Source organism: Candidatus Pelagibacter sp. (assembly GCF_052049575.1).
Taxonomy (GTDB): domain Bacteria; phylum Pseudomonadota; class Alphaproteobacteria; order Pelagibacterales; family Pelagibacteraceae; genus Pelagibacter.
The window spans coordinates 156,655-170,941 of sequence record NZ_JBNGZQ010000002.1 but is presented as its reverse complement, the minus strand read 5'-3'; the positions used below and the strand labels follow the sequence as shown (position 1 = coordinate 170,941).

At 27.4% G+C, this 14,287-nt stretch carries 20 protein-coding genes and 1 riboswitch; of the genes, 5 read left to right on the top strand and 15 right to left on the bottom strand.

Annotated elements, in window-relative coordinates; genetic code table 11:
• Position 1 precedes the first annotated feature (1 nt).
• Entirely contained in the window at positions 2-1,006 is a 1,005-nt protein-coding gene (locus tag ACTT9C_RS04445) for a glycosyltransferase (protein ID WP_440923303.1), read from the top strand.
• A 1-nt stretch (position 1,007) separates the two neighbouring features.
• Here the strand turns inward: ACTT9C_RS04445 and ACTT9C_RS04440 are convergent, their stop codons facing one another.
• Positions 1,008-1,961 carry a site-specific integrase gene (locus tag ACTT9C_RS04440; RefSeq protein WP_440923302.1) on the bottom strand — a complete coding sequence of 318 codons (954 nt, stop codon included), beginning with the start codon at positions 1,959-1,961 and terminating at the stop codon, positions 1,008-1,010.
• Positions 1,962-2,501: 540 nt separating this feature from the next.
• Here ACTT9C_RS04440 and ACTT9C_RS04435 point away from each other — a divergent pair.
• A complete protein-coding gene (locus ACTT9C_RS04435) occupies positions 2,502-2,777 on the top strand; it encodes a methylated-DNA--[protein]-cysteine S-methyltransferase (protein ID WP_440923301.1) in 276 nt (91 codons plus the stop codon).
• A gap of 460 nt (positions 2,778-3,237) precedes the next feature.
• Here ACTT9C_RS04435 and ACTT9C_RS04430 read toward each other — a convergent pair whose 3' ends face one another.
• From ACTT9C_RS04430 to rplM, 7 genes are read right to left on the bottom strand one after another with little or no spacing between them, the layout of a single operon-like run.
• On the bottom strand, positions 3,238-4,089 hold the full coding sequence (locus ACTT9C_RS04430; protein WP_440923300.1) for a DMT family transporter: 852 nt from the start codon (positions 4,087-4,089) through the stop codon (positions 3,238-3,240).
• A gap of 18 nt (positions 4,090-4,107) precedes the next feature.
• A complete protein-coding gene (locus ACTT9C_RS04425) occupies positions 4,108-5,010 on the bottom strand; it encodes an AEC family transporter (protein ID WP_440923299.1) in 903 nt (300 codons plus the stop codon).
• Positions 5,010-6,302 carry a homoserine dehydrogenase gene (locus ACTT9C_RS04420; RefSeq protein ID WP_440923298.1) on the bottom strand — a complete coding sequence of 431 codons (1,293 nt, stop codon included), beginning with the start codon at positions 6,300-6,302 and terminating at the stop codon, positions 5,010-5,012. Before ACTT9C_RS04420 ends, ACTT9C_RS04425 begins: the two co-directional genes overlap by 1 nt.
• A complete protein-coding gene (locus ACTT9C_RS04415; RefSeq protein WP_440923297.1) occupies positions 6,295-6,456 on the bottom strand; it encodes a hypothetical protein in 162 nt (53 codons plus the stop codon). The genes ACTT9C_RS04420 and ACTT9C_RS04415 overlap by 8 nt, the downstream gene beginning before the upstream one ends.
• Positions 6,453-7,475: an N-acetyl-gamma-glutamyl-phosphate reductase gene (gene argC / locus ACTT9C_RS04410; protein ID WP_440923296.1), complete on the bottom strand. Its 1,023-nt coding sequence runs from the start codon at positions 7,473-7,475 to the stop codon at positions 6,453-6,455. Before argC ends, ACTT9C_RS04415 begins: the two co-directional genes overlap by 4 nt.
• 33 nt (positions 7,476-7,508) lie before the next feature.
• Positions 7,509-7,946: a 30S ribosomal protein S9 gene (gene rpsI, locus ACTT9C_RS04405; protein ID WP_440923295.1), complete on the bottom strand. Its 438-nt coding sequence runs from the start codon at positions 7,944-7,946 to the stop codon at positions 7,509-7,511.
• Between the two features lies 1 nt (position 7,947).
• Positions 7,948-8,406: a 50S ribosomal protein L13 gene (gene rplM, locus ACTT9C_RS04400; RefSeq protein WP_440923668.1), complete on the bottom strand. Its 459-nt coding sequence runs from the start codon at positions 8,404-8,406 to the stop codon at positions 7,948-7,950.
• A 134-nt stretch (positions 8,407-8,540) separates the two neighbouring features.
• Positions 8,541-8,607: riboswitch (SAM riboswitch) on the top strand.
• Between the two features lies 1 nt (position 8,608).
• Here rplM and ACTT9C_RS04395 point away from each other — a divergent pair.
• Entirely contained in the window at positions 8,609-9,937 is a 1,329-nt protein-coding gene (locus tag ACTT9C_RS04395; RefSeq protein WP_440923294.1) for an O-acetylhomoserine aminocarboxypropyltransferase/cysteine synthase family protein, read from the top strand.
• On the opposite strand, the gene ACTT9C_RS04390 is transcribed toward ACTT9C_RS04395, so the two are convergent.
• On the bottom strand, positions 9,930-10,946 hold the full coding sequence (locus ACTT9C_RS04390) for a COX15/CtaA family protein (protein WP_440923293.1): 1,017 nt from the start codon (positions 10,944-10,946) through the stop codon (positions 9,930-9,932). The two genes, ACTT9C_RS04395 and ACTT9C_RS04390, sit on opposite strands and share 8 nt — an antisense overlap.
• 43 nt (positions 10,947-10,989) lie before the next feature.
• Here ACTT9C_RS04390 and ACTT9C_RS04385 point away from each other — a divergent pair, with 43 nt between their 5' ends.
• Positions 10,990-11,280 (top strand): chorismate mutase, encoded by a 291-nt coding sequence (locus tag ACTT9C_RS04385; RefSeq protein ID WP_440923292.1) that lies wholly within the window; start codon positions 10,990-10,992, stop codon positions 11,278-11,280.
• Here the strand turns inward: ACTT9C_RS04385 and ACTT9C_RS04380 are convergent, their stop codons facing one another.
• From ACTT9C_RS04380 to ACTT9C_RS04355, 6 genes are read right to left on the bottom strand one after another with little or no spacing between them, the layout of a single operon-like run.
• Positions 11,281-11,472 carry a 50S ribosomal protein L33 gene (locus ACTT9C_RS04380; RefSeq protein WP_440923291.1) on the bottom strand — a complete coding sequence of 64 codons (192 nt, stop codon included), beginning with the start codon at positions 11,470-11,472 and terminating at the stop codon, positions 11,281-11,283.
• On the bottom strand, positions 11,472-11,855 hold the full coding sequence (locus tag ACTT9C_RS04375) for a MerR family transcriptional regulator (protein WP_440923290.1): 384 nt from the start codon (positions 11,853-11,855) through the stop codon (positions 11,472-11,474). The genes ACTT9C_RS04380 and ACTT9C_RS04375 overlap by 1 nt, the downstream gene beginning before the upstream one ends.
• A complete protein-coding gene (locus ACTT9C_RS04370; RefSeq protein ID WP_440923289.1) occupies positions 11,845-12,144 on the bottom strand; it encodes an HU family DNA-binding protein in 300 nt (99 codons plus the stop codon). Before ACTT9C_RS04370 ends, ACTT9C_RS04375 begins: the two co-directional genes overlap by 11 nt.
• Position 12,145: 1 nt before the next feature.
• Positions 12,146-13,147, bottom strand: coding sequence for a phosphate acyltransferase PlsX (plsX, locus tag ACTT9C_RS04365; RefSeq protein WP_440923288.1), 1,002 nt, complete (start codon positions 13,145-13,147; stop codon positions 12,146-12,148).
• A gap of 18 nt (positions 13,148-13,165) precedes the next feature.
• A complete protein-coding gene (gene rpmF, locus ACTT9C_RS04360) occupies positions 13,166-13,348 on the bottom strand; it encodes a 50S ribosomal protein L32 (RefSeq protein ID WP_440923287.1) in 183 nt (60 codons plus the stop codon).
• Positions 13,349-13,350: 2 nt separating this feature from the next.
• Positions 13,351-13,812 carry a ubiquinol-cytochrome C chaperone family protein gene (locus tag ACTT9C_RS04355; RefSeq protein ID WP_440923286.1) on the bottom strand — a complete coding sequence of 154 codons (462 nt, stop codon included), beginning with the start codon at positions 13,810-13,812 and terminating at the stop codon, positions 13,351-13,353.
• A gap of 3 nt (positions 13,813-13,815) precedes the next feature.
• Here ACTT9C_RS04355 and ACTT9C_RS04350 point away from each other — a divergent pair, with 3 nt between their 5' ends.
• Positions 13,816-14,286 carry a hypothetical protein gene (locus tag ACTT9C_RS04350; RefSeq protein ID WP_440923285.1) on the top strand — a complete coding sequence of 157 codons (471 nt, stop codon included), beginning with the start codon at positions 13,816-13,818 and terminating at the stop codon, positions 14,284-14,286.
• The last annotated feature ends 1 nt before the right edge of the window (position 14,287 follow it).

Sequence of the window (14,287 nt, the reverse complement as noted above, 5' to 3'; positions counted from 1 at the left end):
AATGAATATATTATTTTATTGTCCATTTAATTTTAATATTAAATCATCAAAACTAAAATCTCTAGGTGGTATAGAAAGTTTAAATGTAGAACTTTCTAAATTTCTATCTAAATCTAATTATAAAATTTTCTTAGCTACTTATTGTAAAAAAATAATTAAAAGAAAAAATTTGGTAAATCTTCCTGTTGATTTTCTATTAAAAAATAAGTCACGTTTTGAATTTAAGAATATAATTAGTTCAAATGATCCAACTATATTTAATCATTTTAAAAATTCCCAAAATTTTTTATGGTTGCACAATAAACTTCCCATAGAAAAAGCATTAAGAAAAAAAAAATTTTTTCCAATTATTACTAATAAAGTCTCAGCTATTTTTGTAAGTGATTATCTTTCAAAAAAAACCACTAATATTTATAATTTTAAAAAAAAAATTGTAATTCCAAATTTTTTAGATCCTATTTTTTCTAAAACTAAACCACTTATCAATAGAAAACCCTATTTTATTTGGTCTGTTCAGAGAAAAAAAGGATTGAAAGAAACCATTAATATATGGATTAAAAAAGTTTATAGAATTAACCCTAATATAAAACTTTTTATTTTTGGTATAGATAAAAATTCTTTTAACAAGAGAGAAACTAAAATTTTATTGAATCATAATATTTTTTTAAAAGGAAGAGTTTCAAAAAATAAACTAAAAAGATATTATAGTGTTTCAATGGGTATGATTTGTTTAGGCTACGATGAGACATTTTGTATAAATGCCATAGAAGCCTTTTCATGTGGTTTACCTCTTATTACCTTTGGTTTAACAGCAGTAAATGAATTAATTGATAATAGAAATTCTTTTAAGATTAATAATTTTGAAGAATTAGATAAAAAAATTTTTGAAATTTTAGATATGAATAAATTTCAAAGGAAACATTACATTGATTATTGTTATAGTTTTTCTAAAAGATACCAAATTCAAAAAATAATCCCTTTATGGAAAAGTGTTTTTAACTCTTAATTTAAATTTTAATCTTGTTTAGAGCATTATTTTTAAAAATATTTGCTTCTCTTATATATCTTCTTACCATCTGTGTTGTTTTGTGACCGGTCATAGCCATAATACTACGTTCATCAGCACCAGACTCTGCAGCGACAGTTGCAAAACCAGATCTTAAACTATGACCTGCAAAATTTTTATTTTCTATTCCTGCTAAATTTAGATATTCTTTCATTAATAATACTACTGATTGATCAGTTAATCTTTTGTCAGTCAATGTTGATCCTTTAGAAAATCTTCTAAAAATTGGTCCAGATTTAATTTTAGAAATTTCTAACCATTTTTTAAGATTGATAATTGGGCAATAAGTTTCATTAGTGAAGTAGGGTAGTCCTTTAACCATTCCTTCACCAAATTGATCTGTTTTTGATTTTTTAATAGTAATTTTAAGCCCTTCAGGCACAAATTCCAAATCTTCATGATCAATTGAAATTAGCTCAGTTCGTCTAAATCCACCTCCGAAGCCAACTAATATTATTGACTTATCTCTAAACTTTTTAATATCCTCAATTTTTTGTTCATTTATTACATTAATTATAGATTTTAAATGATTGATTAATATAGGTTTTTTTCCTTTTTGAATACTTCCTTTTGCCCTTCTTATACCCATTAAGTTTTCAACAATAATTGGATGTTTTGTATCTAAATAATGCCCTTTTAGTTTATGAACCATGCTAATTGAAACTAACCTTCTTCTTAAAGTGCTTATCTTGGAATTTTTAGAAAGGTGAGTAAGGTATAAAGAAACTATTTTTGGCTCCGATGGCAAGGAATGTAGGCCATGTTTTGCACAAAAAATCCCGAAATCTTTAAAGTCTGATTTATAAGCTCTCAAAGTATTATTTGCCTTGGAGCTTTTGAGGTTATTTAAAGTTGCTTCATGAAGCAATTTTAGGTCTGTTGTTAGTTCGCTCATATAATTACTATTGATAACAATTAATTATCATTAGTAATATATCAAGTGATTTATAATGTCAATAGTTTAAATTATAAACTTATGGGTTCGATTGATGGTGAAATTCCAGCTGTATGGTTTTTGATAAGCTCAATTGGTTTTATTATTTTGAGTTTCATTCAATACAGAAATACTGGTAAAAGTATTAATACAATTTTTTTAAGCATAATGGCCATTTTGTTTTTACTTAGCTATTTTATATTGCTTTTTAAAACTTGATTTATCCCCACTATTCACAAGGAAATGAGAAAAATAATAGAATCACCTAAAAAGTGATACATATTAAAATCAATATTTGTTAAATTTACTGTGAATTAAGGGGCAACTCTTAACTGGCCAATTGGAGAAAAGCCGAGAGGTACAATTCCAGGGGGCAGAAAGCTTCACAAAGCATCGCTGAACATGTGGAGCGGGAGGCATGGCGGTAGCGCATCAACGACGTGCCAAAACAACTGTTCTTTGCACCCTTAAAAGTGCAAGGAAACAGGGGTTTTTTCACTAATGATACTCAAAGGAACTAAATTTCAATTAAAAGTCTGGAAATATCTTAAAACTATCCCTAAAGGTAAGGTAAAAACCTACAAAGAAGTAGCTATTAGTATAAAAAGGCCTAAATCAGCTCGTGCTGTCGCTAACGCTTGTGCTAAAAACCCATATGCCCCAAAAATACCCTGTCATAGAGTGATTAGATCGGATGGGGCTCTTGGAGGATACTCTGGAAGAGGCGGAATGAAGCAAAAGCTTAAATTACTTAGATCTGAAAAAGCAAGCATTTAGCTTCATTTTAATGTTTTTTTATGTTAAAAATCCCAGTAAAATCAACGTTTTTTGATCTTTTTAATTAAATTGATATAAAATAGCATAATTCACCCTTTAGTTGTACCATATATGAGCCTACGCTTAAAAGAGACCCCTATTTGGACGTTTAAATGCTATATTCAATTAGTGCATCGCTCTACTATTCAACTATATCAACGCTTTTAAACAACCCCATATATTAATGATTTTCATTTTCCTTATGCTCAAAAAGTCTTGATTTTAAATGATAATTTAATGTTTTTCATATTTAGTCAAAAATTTTATCACTTATACCGAATCCAACTATATTTTAATTTTGACAAAACCAATTTTTGGTTTTTTTTATAAAATTTAGAATTTAATAAAATCTAATAATTACAATAGTTTACATATTATATCTAATCTATTACTTTAGATATTAGTAAATAGATGAGACCTATTATTTAATTTTTTTGACTATGTTTTCTCTTCTAGAGATATAGATACCACTTAATACAATAATAAATAATCCTAAGAAAGTCCAATTATCTGGAAAATCACTAAAGAAATAATAACCTATGATTATATTAGTTATGATCTCAAAGTAGCTAAATGGGGCTAATTTAGAGGCATCAGCGTATTTTAGAGAAAGTATTAAAAATAAGTGACCTATACAGGCAAAAATCCCTATAGCAGCCATCATAGACCACTGATTTAAAGTAGGTGTAACCCATACAAATGGCATTATTGTGGAAACTATTATGGCCCCTACTACACCAGTTAATAATAAGGTTAATAAAGGGTTATCTGAAGTACTTAATTTACGAGTAATAATTAAATAAAACCCATACATTATTCCAGTTCCAAGAGCTGCTAAACTTGCTAAGTTAATTTCTACAAAACCAGGTCTTATAACTACTAATGAACCTATAAATCCTATAATTACAGCAGACCATCTTCTAAAACCAACCTTTTCTCCTAAAAAAATTGGAGAAAAAGCTGTAACAATCAAAGGTGCAACAAAAGCTAAAGTTAATGCTTTTGCTAATGAAATTACTGAGATTGCATAAAAAAAGCAGATATTAGCTGTTAAAAGAATTAGACCTCTAATAAATTGTAATTTTGGTTTATCAGTCCAAACAAGATTTTCTCTAAAAAAGAAAAACATAATTGGAAGAGTAAATGCAACTGTGAAAAAATACCTAGCCCATGTAATTTGTAAAACAGGAAGTTCTGCACTTAAATACTTTGCAAATCCGTCCATAATTGGAAGCATTACCCATGCTAAAAGATTGAAAGTTATAGCCTTCATGAACTTAAAGGATATAGATTAATTAAAGTATTTTAAAGCAAAGAATACAACAATTGGAATAGTTATAAAAGACATCAAAGTTGAAACAACTATTGTGCTAGCAACGCTATCAACTATCTTTTTTGGAGAATATATTGATGCAACAAGATAATTAAGGACAGCGCTAGGCATTGAACATTGTATTAATAGAACTCCAGCAGCAAATCCTTCTAAATTAAAATATAGAATTAATAAATATCCAATAATAGGTCCCACAATTACGCGTCCTATCGAAGAAAATATAGCTTTATTCAATGAAAATACCTTCAGTCTTGTTAATGCAATTCCTAACGACATTAAGATCAAAAAAATCGTTGCATACATTAAAAGAAAGGTAGTATTTTCAACAAAGCCAGGTAGTTCTAAATCATAATAGAGTAAAAAAACAGCAACAATGATTGCGTAGAATGGTGGGCTCTTAATTATAACTTGTAGACTAAATTTTCTATCGGCCAAAAAAACACCTAGTGTAAAGTGACATAAAATTATTAATGCAGAAATTGCTGCAGACACTCCAAGGCCTTGTGAACCATAAGCAAATAAACAAATTGGTAATCCCATATTACCAGTATTGGGCATTGTTAGTGGTGGAAGCTCTCTAATAATATCTTTGGTTTTTAAAAAATATAATATTATTGTTCCAACAATCATGAATCCTAAAATAGCAATTGCATAATACCAAAAATAATTGATGAAAATATTAAATGAGATATTTACCGGGTTTAAAGCATAAATTATCATTGCTGGGGTACCTACATTAGCTGCAAAATTAGTGATAAACGTAGTATCTATTTTAGGATTTTTTTTACCTAAGTAGTAACCAATCCCAACAACAAAAAAAACAGGAAACAAAACCTCAAAAAGTTTTATATAAATTTCCATTAACTATACAGTCTGATTAATGTTGGAAATCTTAAAATATTTCTATTGTTTCTAAATATCGATAAACAATTTCTTGCATTTTTTTCAGATGTTTTATGAGTAATTATGACAATAGTAGCTGAATTTCTTTTTTTATCAGGTGTTTGTATAATTCTTTTTACAGACATTTTATATTTAGCCAATCGATTAGTTATAGAAGATAAAACACCTTGTTTATCTTTAACTTCAAATCTTAAATATAGAGAATTTGAGTAGTCATCATTATTAAAAGCCTTTACAGCTTTTCTTTTGTTTGAGGAAATTCCAAAAGGATATTTTATATTTCCTCTAAGAATAGACAATAAATCAGATAATAAAGAGGATGAAGTAGGTCCTGGTCCTGCACCCTCCCCTTGAAGTATGCTCACACCAACAGGCTTTCCCTCCGTAATAACGGCGTTCATAACACCATTTACATTACCAATGTATGTGTCTTTACTAACTAAACACGGATGAACAGTTTCAAATAAACGATTATTTATCATTTCACATATACCAAGTAACTTAATTCTAAGGTTTAATTGATTTGCAATTTTGATATCTTTTAGATCAATATTTTCTATGCCTTCCATTATACATTTATGATGTGAAATTTGATTATTAAATGCAAGAGCTGATAAAATCCTAACTTTTGCAAAAGCATCAAAACCATTCAAATCTAATTTAGGATTGCCTGGTTCAGCATAACCAAGTTCTTGGGCTTTTTTTAAGACTTTATCAAAAGTCTCATTTGAATTTTCCATCTCTGTTAAAATATAATTAGTTGTTCCATTTAAAATTCCATAGACTTTCTTTATCCTATTTGTAGCTAAACCTTCTTTAATTGTTCTAAGTATTGGAATTCCTCCAGCAACAGAGGCTTCAAATTCTAAATTTACATTATTCTTCTCTGCTAATTTAGCTAATTTATTACCATGTTTTGAAATTAAAGCTTTATTTGGTGTTATAACATTAATCTTATTCTTTAACGCCATCTCAACAATTTTTTTTGAAATTCCATCGGATTGACCAATAGACTCAAACAATATATCTATCTTTTTTTCTTTTAGAATTTTAAGAGGATTTGTATAAAAAATCTTTTTGTTAATATTATATTTCCTCTTTTTATTTTTATTTTTTGCAGAAATTGCAACAATATTTATCTTTTTTCCTGTTTTTATTTCTATTTCTTTTTTTTTTAGTCTTAATTCATTGTAAAGATAAATACCCACTTGACCCAAACCAACAATTGCGATGTTAACTATTTTATTCATCTATATTTGGATAATCACTGTTATCTACGTAAACTTTTAAATTTGATTTAAATTCCTCAAAAGTAAGATCTTTTGAAAAATTTATCTTTTTATCAGTTTGAACAGGGGCACAAGAAATAACTAGGAACAAAATTAATAATGGTAATTTTTTCATAACAACCCTTCACTATTTTTGAAACCAAATTTTAAATTCATATTTTGAACTGCTTGACCTGCTCCTCCTTTAATAAGATTATCAATGGCCGATAAAATTATTATTTTATCTTTAAATTTAGTTTTACATACAGAAATAAAGCAATAATTAGTATTCATAACGTCATTTGTGCTCAAAAAAGAGTTAATACTTTTTATTTTTACAAATTTATTCTTTTTATGAAATATTTTCAAAATATTTTGTACTTTATTTAAAGTAGTGCCTGGTTTTAAGTCCAAATAAATTGTACTTAATATACCTCTAAACATTGGAATAATATGGGGTGTAAAAGTAAAATTGATTTTTGAAGAAGTATTATTTTTAAGTTCTTGATCAATTTCTGAATTATGTCTATGAAAACCTACACCATATGCACTAAGAGATTCGTATAAATTTTTGTTTTTGAATTTTTTGTGCACTACTCTACCCGCTCCAGAATATCCAGATTTGGAGTCTATAATGATATTCTTTAAGTTAATCGATCTTTTTTTAATTAATGGAATGAGTGGTAAAAGTATAGATGTAGGGTAACAACCTGGACATCCAATAATACTGAATTTTTTGACTGATTTTCCTATTATTTCAGGTAAGGCATAAATACTCTTTTTTATGTTATTTAACGCCTTATGTTTTTGTTTATACCATTTTAAATAATCAGAACCTTTTTTTAATCTAAAATCTGCAGCTAAATCAATTAACGTATTTTTTTTTAATAAATCTTTTGAAATTTTCTGAGCTTCTCCATTCGGAAGAGCGGTAAATATAACATCAACATAACTTAAGTATCTTTTATTATATTTTATAATTCTTGGTAGTTTTTTTGACTTCAATGAGTCATCGTAAGATGAAATTTTTTTTCCAACAGAGGAATTTCCACATAAATACTTTATATTGACGTTCTTATGTTTAACTAATAATTTAATTAATTGAACACCAATATATCCAGTTGATCCAGCAATTAGTACATTAAGCTTAGGCATTTTATATTATAACAGTTAAAAGTTAAAAAAGAATTATCTTTTAGAAAATTGAAAGCTTCTTCTAGCTTTTTTACGTCCAGGTTTTTTTCTTTCAACTGATCTGGAGTCTCTAGTGGTCAATTTTTCGGTTTTAAGTGTTGATTTCAACTTTTCATCAAATAAAACTAAAGCTTTAGAAATGCCGTGTACCATTGCTCCTGCTTGTCCTGTTGGACCTCCACCTTTTACACTACATTTTACATCATATTCTGTTGCTTGATTTATAAGTTCAAAAGGTCTTACAATTTGCATTTTATGATTATCACTTGAAAAATAATCACTGAAAAGTTTACCATTTACATAAATCTTACCAGACCCTTTTTTTAACCAAACTTTAGCTATTGAAGTTTTTCTTCTTCCAGTAGCATACTTACCATCCTTAAAATCCATTTTTATTTTTGGGGTTTTAGTTGATGCTTGAGTGTTTTCCATTTTAATTTCTTATTATATTTTTAGAATTTAATTTATCCAATTGTATAACTTGAGGATTTTGGGCTGAATGAGGATGATCATTTCCAACATATATTTTCAATTTAGTAAGTTGTTTTTTTCCCAAAACTCCCCCTGGAAGCATTCTTTTTACTGCAAGTTTTAGAGCTTCACCTGGTTTTTTTTTAGCAAGATTTTCAGGTGTGGTCTCCTTTATTCCACCAGGATGACCCGTGTGTCGATAATATTTTTTATTTTGAAATTTATTTCCAGTAAATTTAATTTGTTCGATATTTTTAACAACTACAAAATCTCCATCGTCCATATGTGGTGTAAAAGTTGTTTTATTTTTACCTCTAATAATTTTTGATATAACAGTTGCTAATCTGCCAACTACAGCATTTTTAGCATCTATTTCATACCAATTAGACGATAATTGATCTTTTTTAAGGAATTTTGTCATTGTGCGAGGATTAATACTATTAATAAGATCAAAGTCAAATTGATATTTATATTGTTTTAAGCCTTTTTTTTGATATATTGGTATAGCCGATTTGTTCCTATTGCGGGCTACAGCTAAAAAGGAAATTTTCATACAAACTCGGTAGGCATTTGAACTGTATTGTGCGCCTTGCATAAAGCTAAAGCACTAAAAAAGGAGTAAAATGAGTAAAAAAAGAAATAATCCTGAAACCATTGCCATACATGGCGGTGATTACAGAAGTGACCCGGCAACCAATGCTGTTGCTGTGCCAATATATAGAACAACATCATATCAATTCCAAAGTACTGATCATGCAGCAAATTTATTTGCATTAAAAGAGTTTGGAAATATCTACACGAGAATAATGAATCCTACTAATGATGTTTTGGAAAAAAGAATTGCAGCATTGGAAGGCGGATTATCTTGTGTAACAGTTTCATCTGGACAAACTGCTTCAAGTTTTGCAGTTCTAAATGTTGCTCAATCAGGTGACAATATTGTTAGTTCTACGGATCTTTACGGTGGAACAGTTTCATTATTTACACATACATTGAGTAAACTAGGAATAGAAATTAGATATGCCGATCCGAGTGATCCTAAAAACTTTGAAAAGGCAATAGATAGTAAAACCAGAGCTTTTTATGGTGAAACATTACCTAATCCATATTTGAGAGTGTTCCCTATCAAAGAAGTCTCTGATATTGGAAGAAAATACAACATTCCACTAATAATGGATAATACTGCTGCACCAGTGATATGTAAACCAATAGAACATGGAGCGGCTGTTGTTATACATTCATTAACAAAATATATTGGAGGACATGGAACTGCTGTTGCTGGGAGTATAGTTGATAGTGGTAACTTTGACTGGACTGCAGATCCTAAAAGACAACCTTTATTTAACGAACCTGATGCAAGTTATGGAGGTGTAGTTTGGGGAAAAGCTGTACCAGAATTAACTGGAGCTAATGTACCTTTTGCAATAAGAGCAAGAGTTTGTTTGCTTAGAGATTTAGGTTCAGCTTTAGCACCAGATAATGCTTTTGCAATAATTCAAGGTCTTGAAACAGTAGCTCTAAGAATGAAGCAACATTGTGAAAATGCTGAAAAAGTAGTTAATTTCTTAAAAAAACACAAAGAAGTTACTAAAGTTATATATTCAACTCAACATGAAAAGAAGATTGCTGATAGAGCTAAACAATATCTTAAAGGTGGAAATGGACCGATGGTTGGTATTGAGCTTAAAGGTGGTATTGAAGCTGGAAAAAAATTTATTGAGTCTTTAAAAATGTTCTATCACGTAGCAAACATTGGTGATGCAAGAAGTTTAGCTATACATCCTGCTAGTACCACTCATAGTCAATTAAATGAAAAAGAGTTAGCAGCATCAGGTGTAACCCAAAGTTATGTTAGACTTTGTATAGGTATTGAGCACATTGATGATATTATTGATGATTTAGATCAAGCTTTGAACAAATCATCGAAAGGAAGTTTAAAAGCTGTTAGTTAAATTTTGTATTTAAATAAAAAAAATAAATACTTGAGCTAACCAAAAAAATTGAACTTATTTGGTGCATAGATGCAACATAAATCTGTGCGCCATATAAAACTGTGAAAATACCTAATATAATCTGAATAATTATAAATATTCCCAAATAATTAACAGATTTATATAAATCGTACATCTTGTTTCTATAAATTTTATAGAAAATTAAAATATAAAAAATTCCTATCAAGTAAGCTAAATTACGATGAATAAATTGTGCTAGTGAGGGATCACTTAGAGCTTCAACTTTAAATAGATTATTAAAATTATTATCATCAGGAAAATATGAACTACCCATTAAAGGCCATGAATTATAGATTTTTCCTGCATCCATACCAGAAACAAAAGCACCAATTGAGATTTGTAAAAAAATTAGTATTAAAAATAATAATGGTATAAATATATTCAGCTTGCTTGTTATGTTTCTTGATACATTAATTTTTAGATAATTCCAATATATTAAAGATAAAATAAAAAAAGCAATAAGTAAATGTAAAGATAGTCTAAAGTGACTTACATCTACTCTATCAACTAATCCACTACTAACCATATACCAACCGATGAAACCTTGAAAACAAATTAGAAAAAAAATGAAATATAAATTTAATAATTTGGTAATCTTGATCTTAAAAGAAAAATAAATTAGTGGTATTAAGTATCCAAGACCAATCAGTCGTCCAAGAAATCTGTGTGCCCATTCCCACCAAAAAATAACTTTAAACTCACTTAAAGTCATATTGTAGTTTTGTAACTTAAATTCAGGGATTTGTTTATAAAGATTAAAATAAACAATCCAATCATTTTGATTAATAGGTGGAAAAAAACCAGAGAATAATTCCCACTCAGTGATTGAAAGACCTGAGTCGGTAAGTCTTGTTAAGCCACCAACTATTATCATAAAAGATATAATCCAAAACATCATAATTAACCAAATTGATAACTGATTATTTATTTTTGTATTTAATGTATACATGTGGGGATAAATATAATAATTTTCATATTATCCAAATATATAAATGTCGCCTTTAAAAAGAAAAAAACTTAATAAGATAAGATTGAAGCTAGATAAATTAGACAATTCATTAATTAAATTAATAAAACAGAGAACTAACCTTGTAAATCATGTTTTAAAACTAAAGGATAAAAAAAAAGAAATAGTTGACAACAAAAGAATTAAAATAATTTTAAAAAATATAAGAAAAAAATCCATTGCAAATAAAATAGATCCCAAAATTACTAATCGTATATGGAAAAATATGATTTGGTCATATATTGATTACGAAAGAAGAAATTTTAAAAAAAAATAATTATTTACTATGAGGTGGAAGTTTTTTTTCAACAAAAACTTCATGTTTTCTGGTAGTTGGATTGTATTTACGCGCTGAAAGTTTAACTTTTGCTTTTTCACCACCTGCTGGTTTTTTTACGTAATAAAAAAATGAACTATCTGGTTTACTTTCAGGAACTAATCTAACTTTAACGTGTGTTTTTTTTGCCATTATTTATAATTTTTCAAATTTTTAACAATTTTAGAAATTTTTAAAACTTTATTTTTAAAATTGTTCGTTTTTATAGAATTATTAGAAATTTCGTCAAGGTTTAAAGTATCATTATTAGTTGGATTATCTAAGATTTTTTTAACTCCATTTATGGTCATGCCTTGGTCTTTAAGAAGAAATTTTATTTTTTTTAGAATATTGATAGTTTTTTGATCATAATATCTTCTATTAGAATTTAGTAATTTTGGTTTAACTTGCTTGAACTGTGATTCCCAAAATCGAATAGTATGAGTTGAAAAAACTCCCTTATTTTTTGACTTCAATTCTAAGATTTTAGCTACTTCTCCTATTGTTTTATAAGCATTCTCGAATTTATCTTTCATTTTTATTATTAATAAATTCCTTAAATTCTTTTGAAGGTTTAAATAAGACAACGTCTCTACTCGAAATAACTTTGGATTCTCTAGTTTTAGGATTTCTACCAACTCTTGATTTTTTTCTTCTTATGGAAAAAGTTCCAAATCCTGATAATTTAAGTTTTTTTTCTTCTTTCAAGTTAAGTATCACTGTTGACAAAAAATCATTAATTAGATTTTCAGTTACAAGTTTGGAAAAACCTAATTGCATATAAATTTGGTTAATAAGGTCTTTTTTAGTTAAATTTATTCTCATTTTAAATATTAAACTTTATCTTTTCTATCAAATTTCCTTTAACAATTTTGTTGCAAACATCTAATGAATTTGAAAAACCTATAAAATCTGTGCCACCATGACTTTTTACAACTGGTGAGTCTAAACCTAAAAAAATTGCTCCGTTATATAATCTAGGATCTAATCTGTTTTTAAATTTTTTCAAATTATAATAATTTAATAAGGAAGAAATTTTTCCCACTAGAGAACCTGTCATTGCTTTTTTTAGCTCTTTAACAATAAAATTTGCAGTTCCTTCTGCTGTCTTTAAAGCTATATTTCCAGTGAATCCGTCAGAAATTATTACATTTATTTTGCCATCCATAATTTGATTACCTTCAATATATCCAGCAAAATTATAATTTTCTGATTTTTTATTACTCAATATTTTGAATGTTTCCTTGATAATTTCATTTCCTTTAAGTTCTTCTGATCCTATATTTAATAAACCAATATTCGGTTTTTTATCTGGGTATAAAGATGTATAAAGAGATGCACCCATAATTGAAAAATCAAATAGATTTTTAGAGCTGCATTCAATATTAGCACCCAAATCTAATACAACACTCATTCCATTCTTATTGGGCCATAAAGCTGATAATGCAGGTTTATCAATATCTTGAATCATCTTAAGATTCAATTTTGCAATTACTAATAAAGCTCCGGTATTCCCAGCAGAAATGACTATATCTGACTCTTTTTTTTTAACACTTTCTATAGCTAACCACATGCTTGTATCTTTGCCTTTTTTTGCTGCTTCTAAAGGACTATCTGTACTCATTACAAAATTCTCCGTATGAATTATCTCATAATATTGATTGTCAATTTCATCTTTAATTAATGAAATTATCTTATTTTTATCACCAAAAATTTTGAAAAAGTTTGCTTTATTATTTTTGTGATTGTGAATAATGCCATCAATAACTTTTTTAGGTGAATTATCTCCGCCCATTGCATCAACTGCAATTTTTATAAAATCAGCCATTACTTAATATTAAATTATTTAATCTTTGGGGTCTATAACTTGACGGCCTTTATACATGCCAGTTTTTAAATCTAAATGGTGAGATAATCTGTATTCACCTGATTTTTTGTCTTCAACAACATTTTTAGCCGAAAATTTCATATTTTTAGCTCTTCTCATTCCAGTCCTTGAAGGAGTTTGTTTGCGTTTTGGAACTGCCATAATTATGGGTTAGTTACACTTTTTAAATAAGAATTCAAAGTATTTTTTGATAAATTTAAATGATAATTATCGAAATAATCAACTAATTCCTCAATATTCTTAAAATTTTCCAAGAATTTAGATATAATTTCTTTTTTTTTAATATCTTTTAAATTATCCCAAAAATGTATATCAGAAACAATAGCATGAAAAACATTAATATAATCTTTCATTTTTTTATTGATAGATTGATCACCATATCCAATTTCTCTTATACTTAATTCTAGCTGTCTGAAATTAAAATCATATATTTCTTGCAATTTTTTTTCATTTTCTTCAGATTTGAATACTTTTAGAAAAAATGCAAAATGGAATAAAAAAACTAGCAGTCTATCATTAAAACTATCTTGTTTATCAAGGCTTTTATAAAGTTTTTTATTAGTAGTTAATTTAATTAATTTATTATAAAAATATATATAATTCATTTCATGAAAATTATTTTAATTATTTTAGCAATTTTTTTGTCTAGTTGTAAATTGAATAAAATTGTTAATCATCATGGGATTCACAATCTAGAAATCAAAAGTAAAGAATTATTAATAAATGAGACAAATATCAATCAAATTAATAAATTACTAGGACCTCCTTCCTCAAAAAGTTATTTTGATAATAAAATATTAGTTTATTTAGAAAGAAAAACCTCAAATTCAAAATTACATAAACTTGGAAAAAAAAAATTAATTACTAATAATGTTCTACTATTAGAGGTAAATAATAAAGGTTTATTGATAAGTAAAAAATTTTTTAATAAAGATGATATCAATAAAATTGAGTTCTCAAAAAAAGAAACTAATATCGATGTGGGTAAACAATCATTTATTTATAGAACTTTGTACGGTGTTAGCTCTAGGATTAGTGATCCTCTTGGTAAGAAAAGAGGATCAATATCAGCCAAATAAA

Coding starts and splice junctions, on each gene's coding strand:
- ACTT9C_RS04445 (WP_440923303.1), top strand. CDS start 2: ATGAATATATTATTTTATTGTCCATTTAATTTTAATATTAAATCATCA.
- ACTT9C_RS04440 (WP_440923302.1), bottom strand. CDS start 1,961: ATGAGCGAACTAACAACAGACCTAAAATTGCTTCATGAAGCAACTTTA.
- ACTT9C_RS04435 (WP_440923301.1), top strand. CDS start 2,502: ATGATACTCAAAGGAACTAAATTTCAATTAAAAGTCTGGAAATATCTT.
- ACTT9C_RS04430 (WP_440923300.1), bottom strand. CDS start 4,089: ATGAAGGCTATAACTTTCAATCTTTTAGCATGGGTAATGCTTCCAATT.
- ACTT9C_RS04425 (WP_440923299.1), bottom strand. CDS start 5,010: ATGGAAATTTATATAAAACTTTTTGAGGTTTTGTTTCCTGTTTTTTTT.
- ACTT9C_RS04420 (WP_440923298.1), bottom strand. CDS start 6,302: ATGAATAAAATAGTTAACATCGCAATTGTTGGTTTGGGTCAAGTGGGT.
- ACTT9C_RS04415 (WP_440923297.1), bottom strand. CDS start 6,456: ATGAAAAAATTACCATTATTAATTTTGTTCCTAGTTATTTCTTGTGCC.
- argC (WP_440923296.1), bottom strand. CDS start 7,475: ATGCCTAAGCTTAATGTACTAATTGCTGGATCAACTGGATATATTGGT.
- rpsI (WP_440923295.1), bottom strand. CDS start 7,946: ATGGAAAACACTCAAGCATCAACTAAAACCCCAAAAATAAAAATGGAT.
- rplM (WP_440923668.1), bottom strand. CDS start 8,406: ATGACAAAATTCCTTAAAAAAGATCAATTATCGTCTAATTGGTATGAA.
- ACTT9C_RS04395 (WP_440923294.1), top strand. CDS start 8,609: ATGAGTAAAAAAAGAAATAATCCTGAAACCATTGCCATACATGGCGGT.
- ACTT9C_RS04390 (WP_440923293.1), bottom strand. CDS start 10,946: ATGTATACATTAAATACAAAAATAAATAATCAGTTATCAATTTGGTTA.
- ACTT9C_RS04385 (WP_440923292.1), top strand. CDS start 10,990: ATGTCGCCTTTAAAAAGAAAAAAACTTAATAAGATAAGATTGAAGCTA.
- ACTT9C_RS04380 (WP_440923291.1), bottom strand. CDS start 11,472: ATGGCAAAAAAAACACACGTTAAAGTTAGATTAGTTCCTGAAAGTAAA.
- ACTT9C_RS04375 (WP_440923290.1), bottom strand. CDS start 11,855: ATGAAAGATAAATTCGAGAATGCTTATAAAACAATAGGAGAAGTAGCT.
- ACTT9C_RS04370 (WP_440923289.1), bottom strand. CDS start 12,144: ATGAGAATAAATTTAACTAAAAAAGACCTTATTAACCAAATTTATATG.
- plsX (WP_440923288.1), bottom strand. CDS start 13,147: ATGGCTGATTTTATAAAAATTGCAGTTGATGCAATGGGCGGAGATAAT.
- rpmF (WP_440923287.1), bottom strand. CDS start 13,348: ATGGCAGTTCCAAAACGCAAACAAACTCCTTCAAGGACTGGAATGAGA.
- ACTT9C_RS04355 (WP_440923286.1), bottom strand. CDS start 13,812: ATGAATTATATATATTTTTATAATAAATTAATTAAATTAACTACTAAT.
- ACTT9C_RS04350 (WP_440923285.1), top strand. CDS start 13,816: ATGAAAATTATTTTAATTATTTTAGCAATTTTTTTGTCTAGTTGTAAA.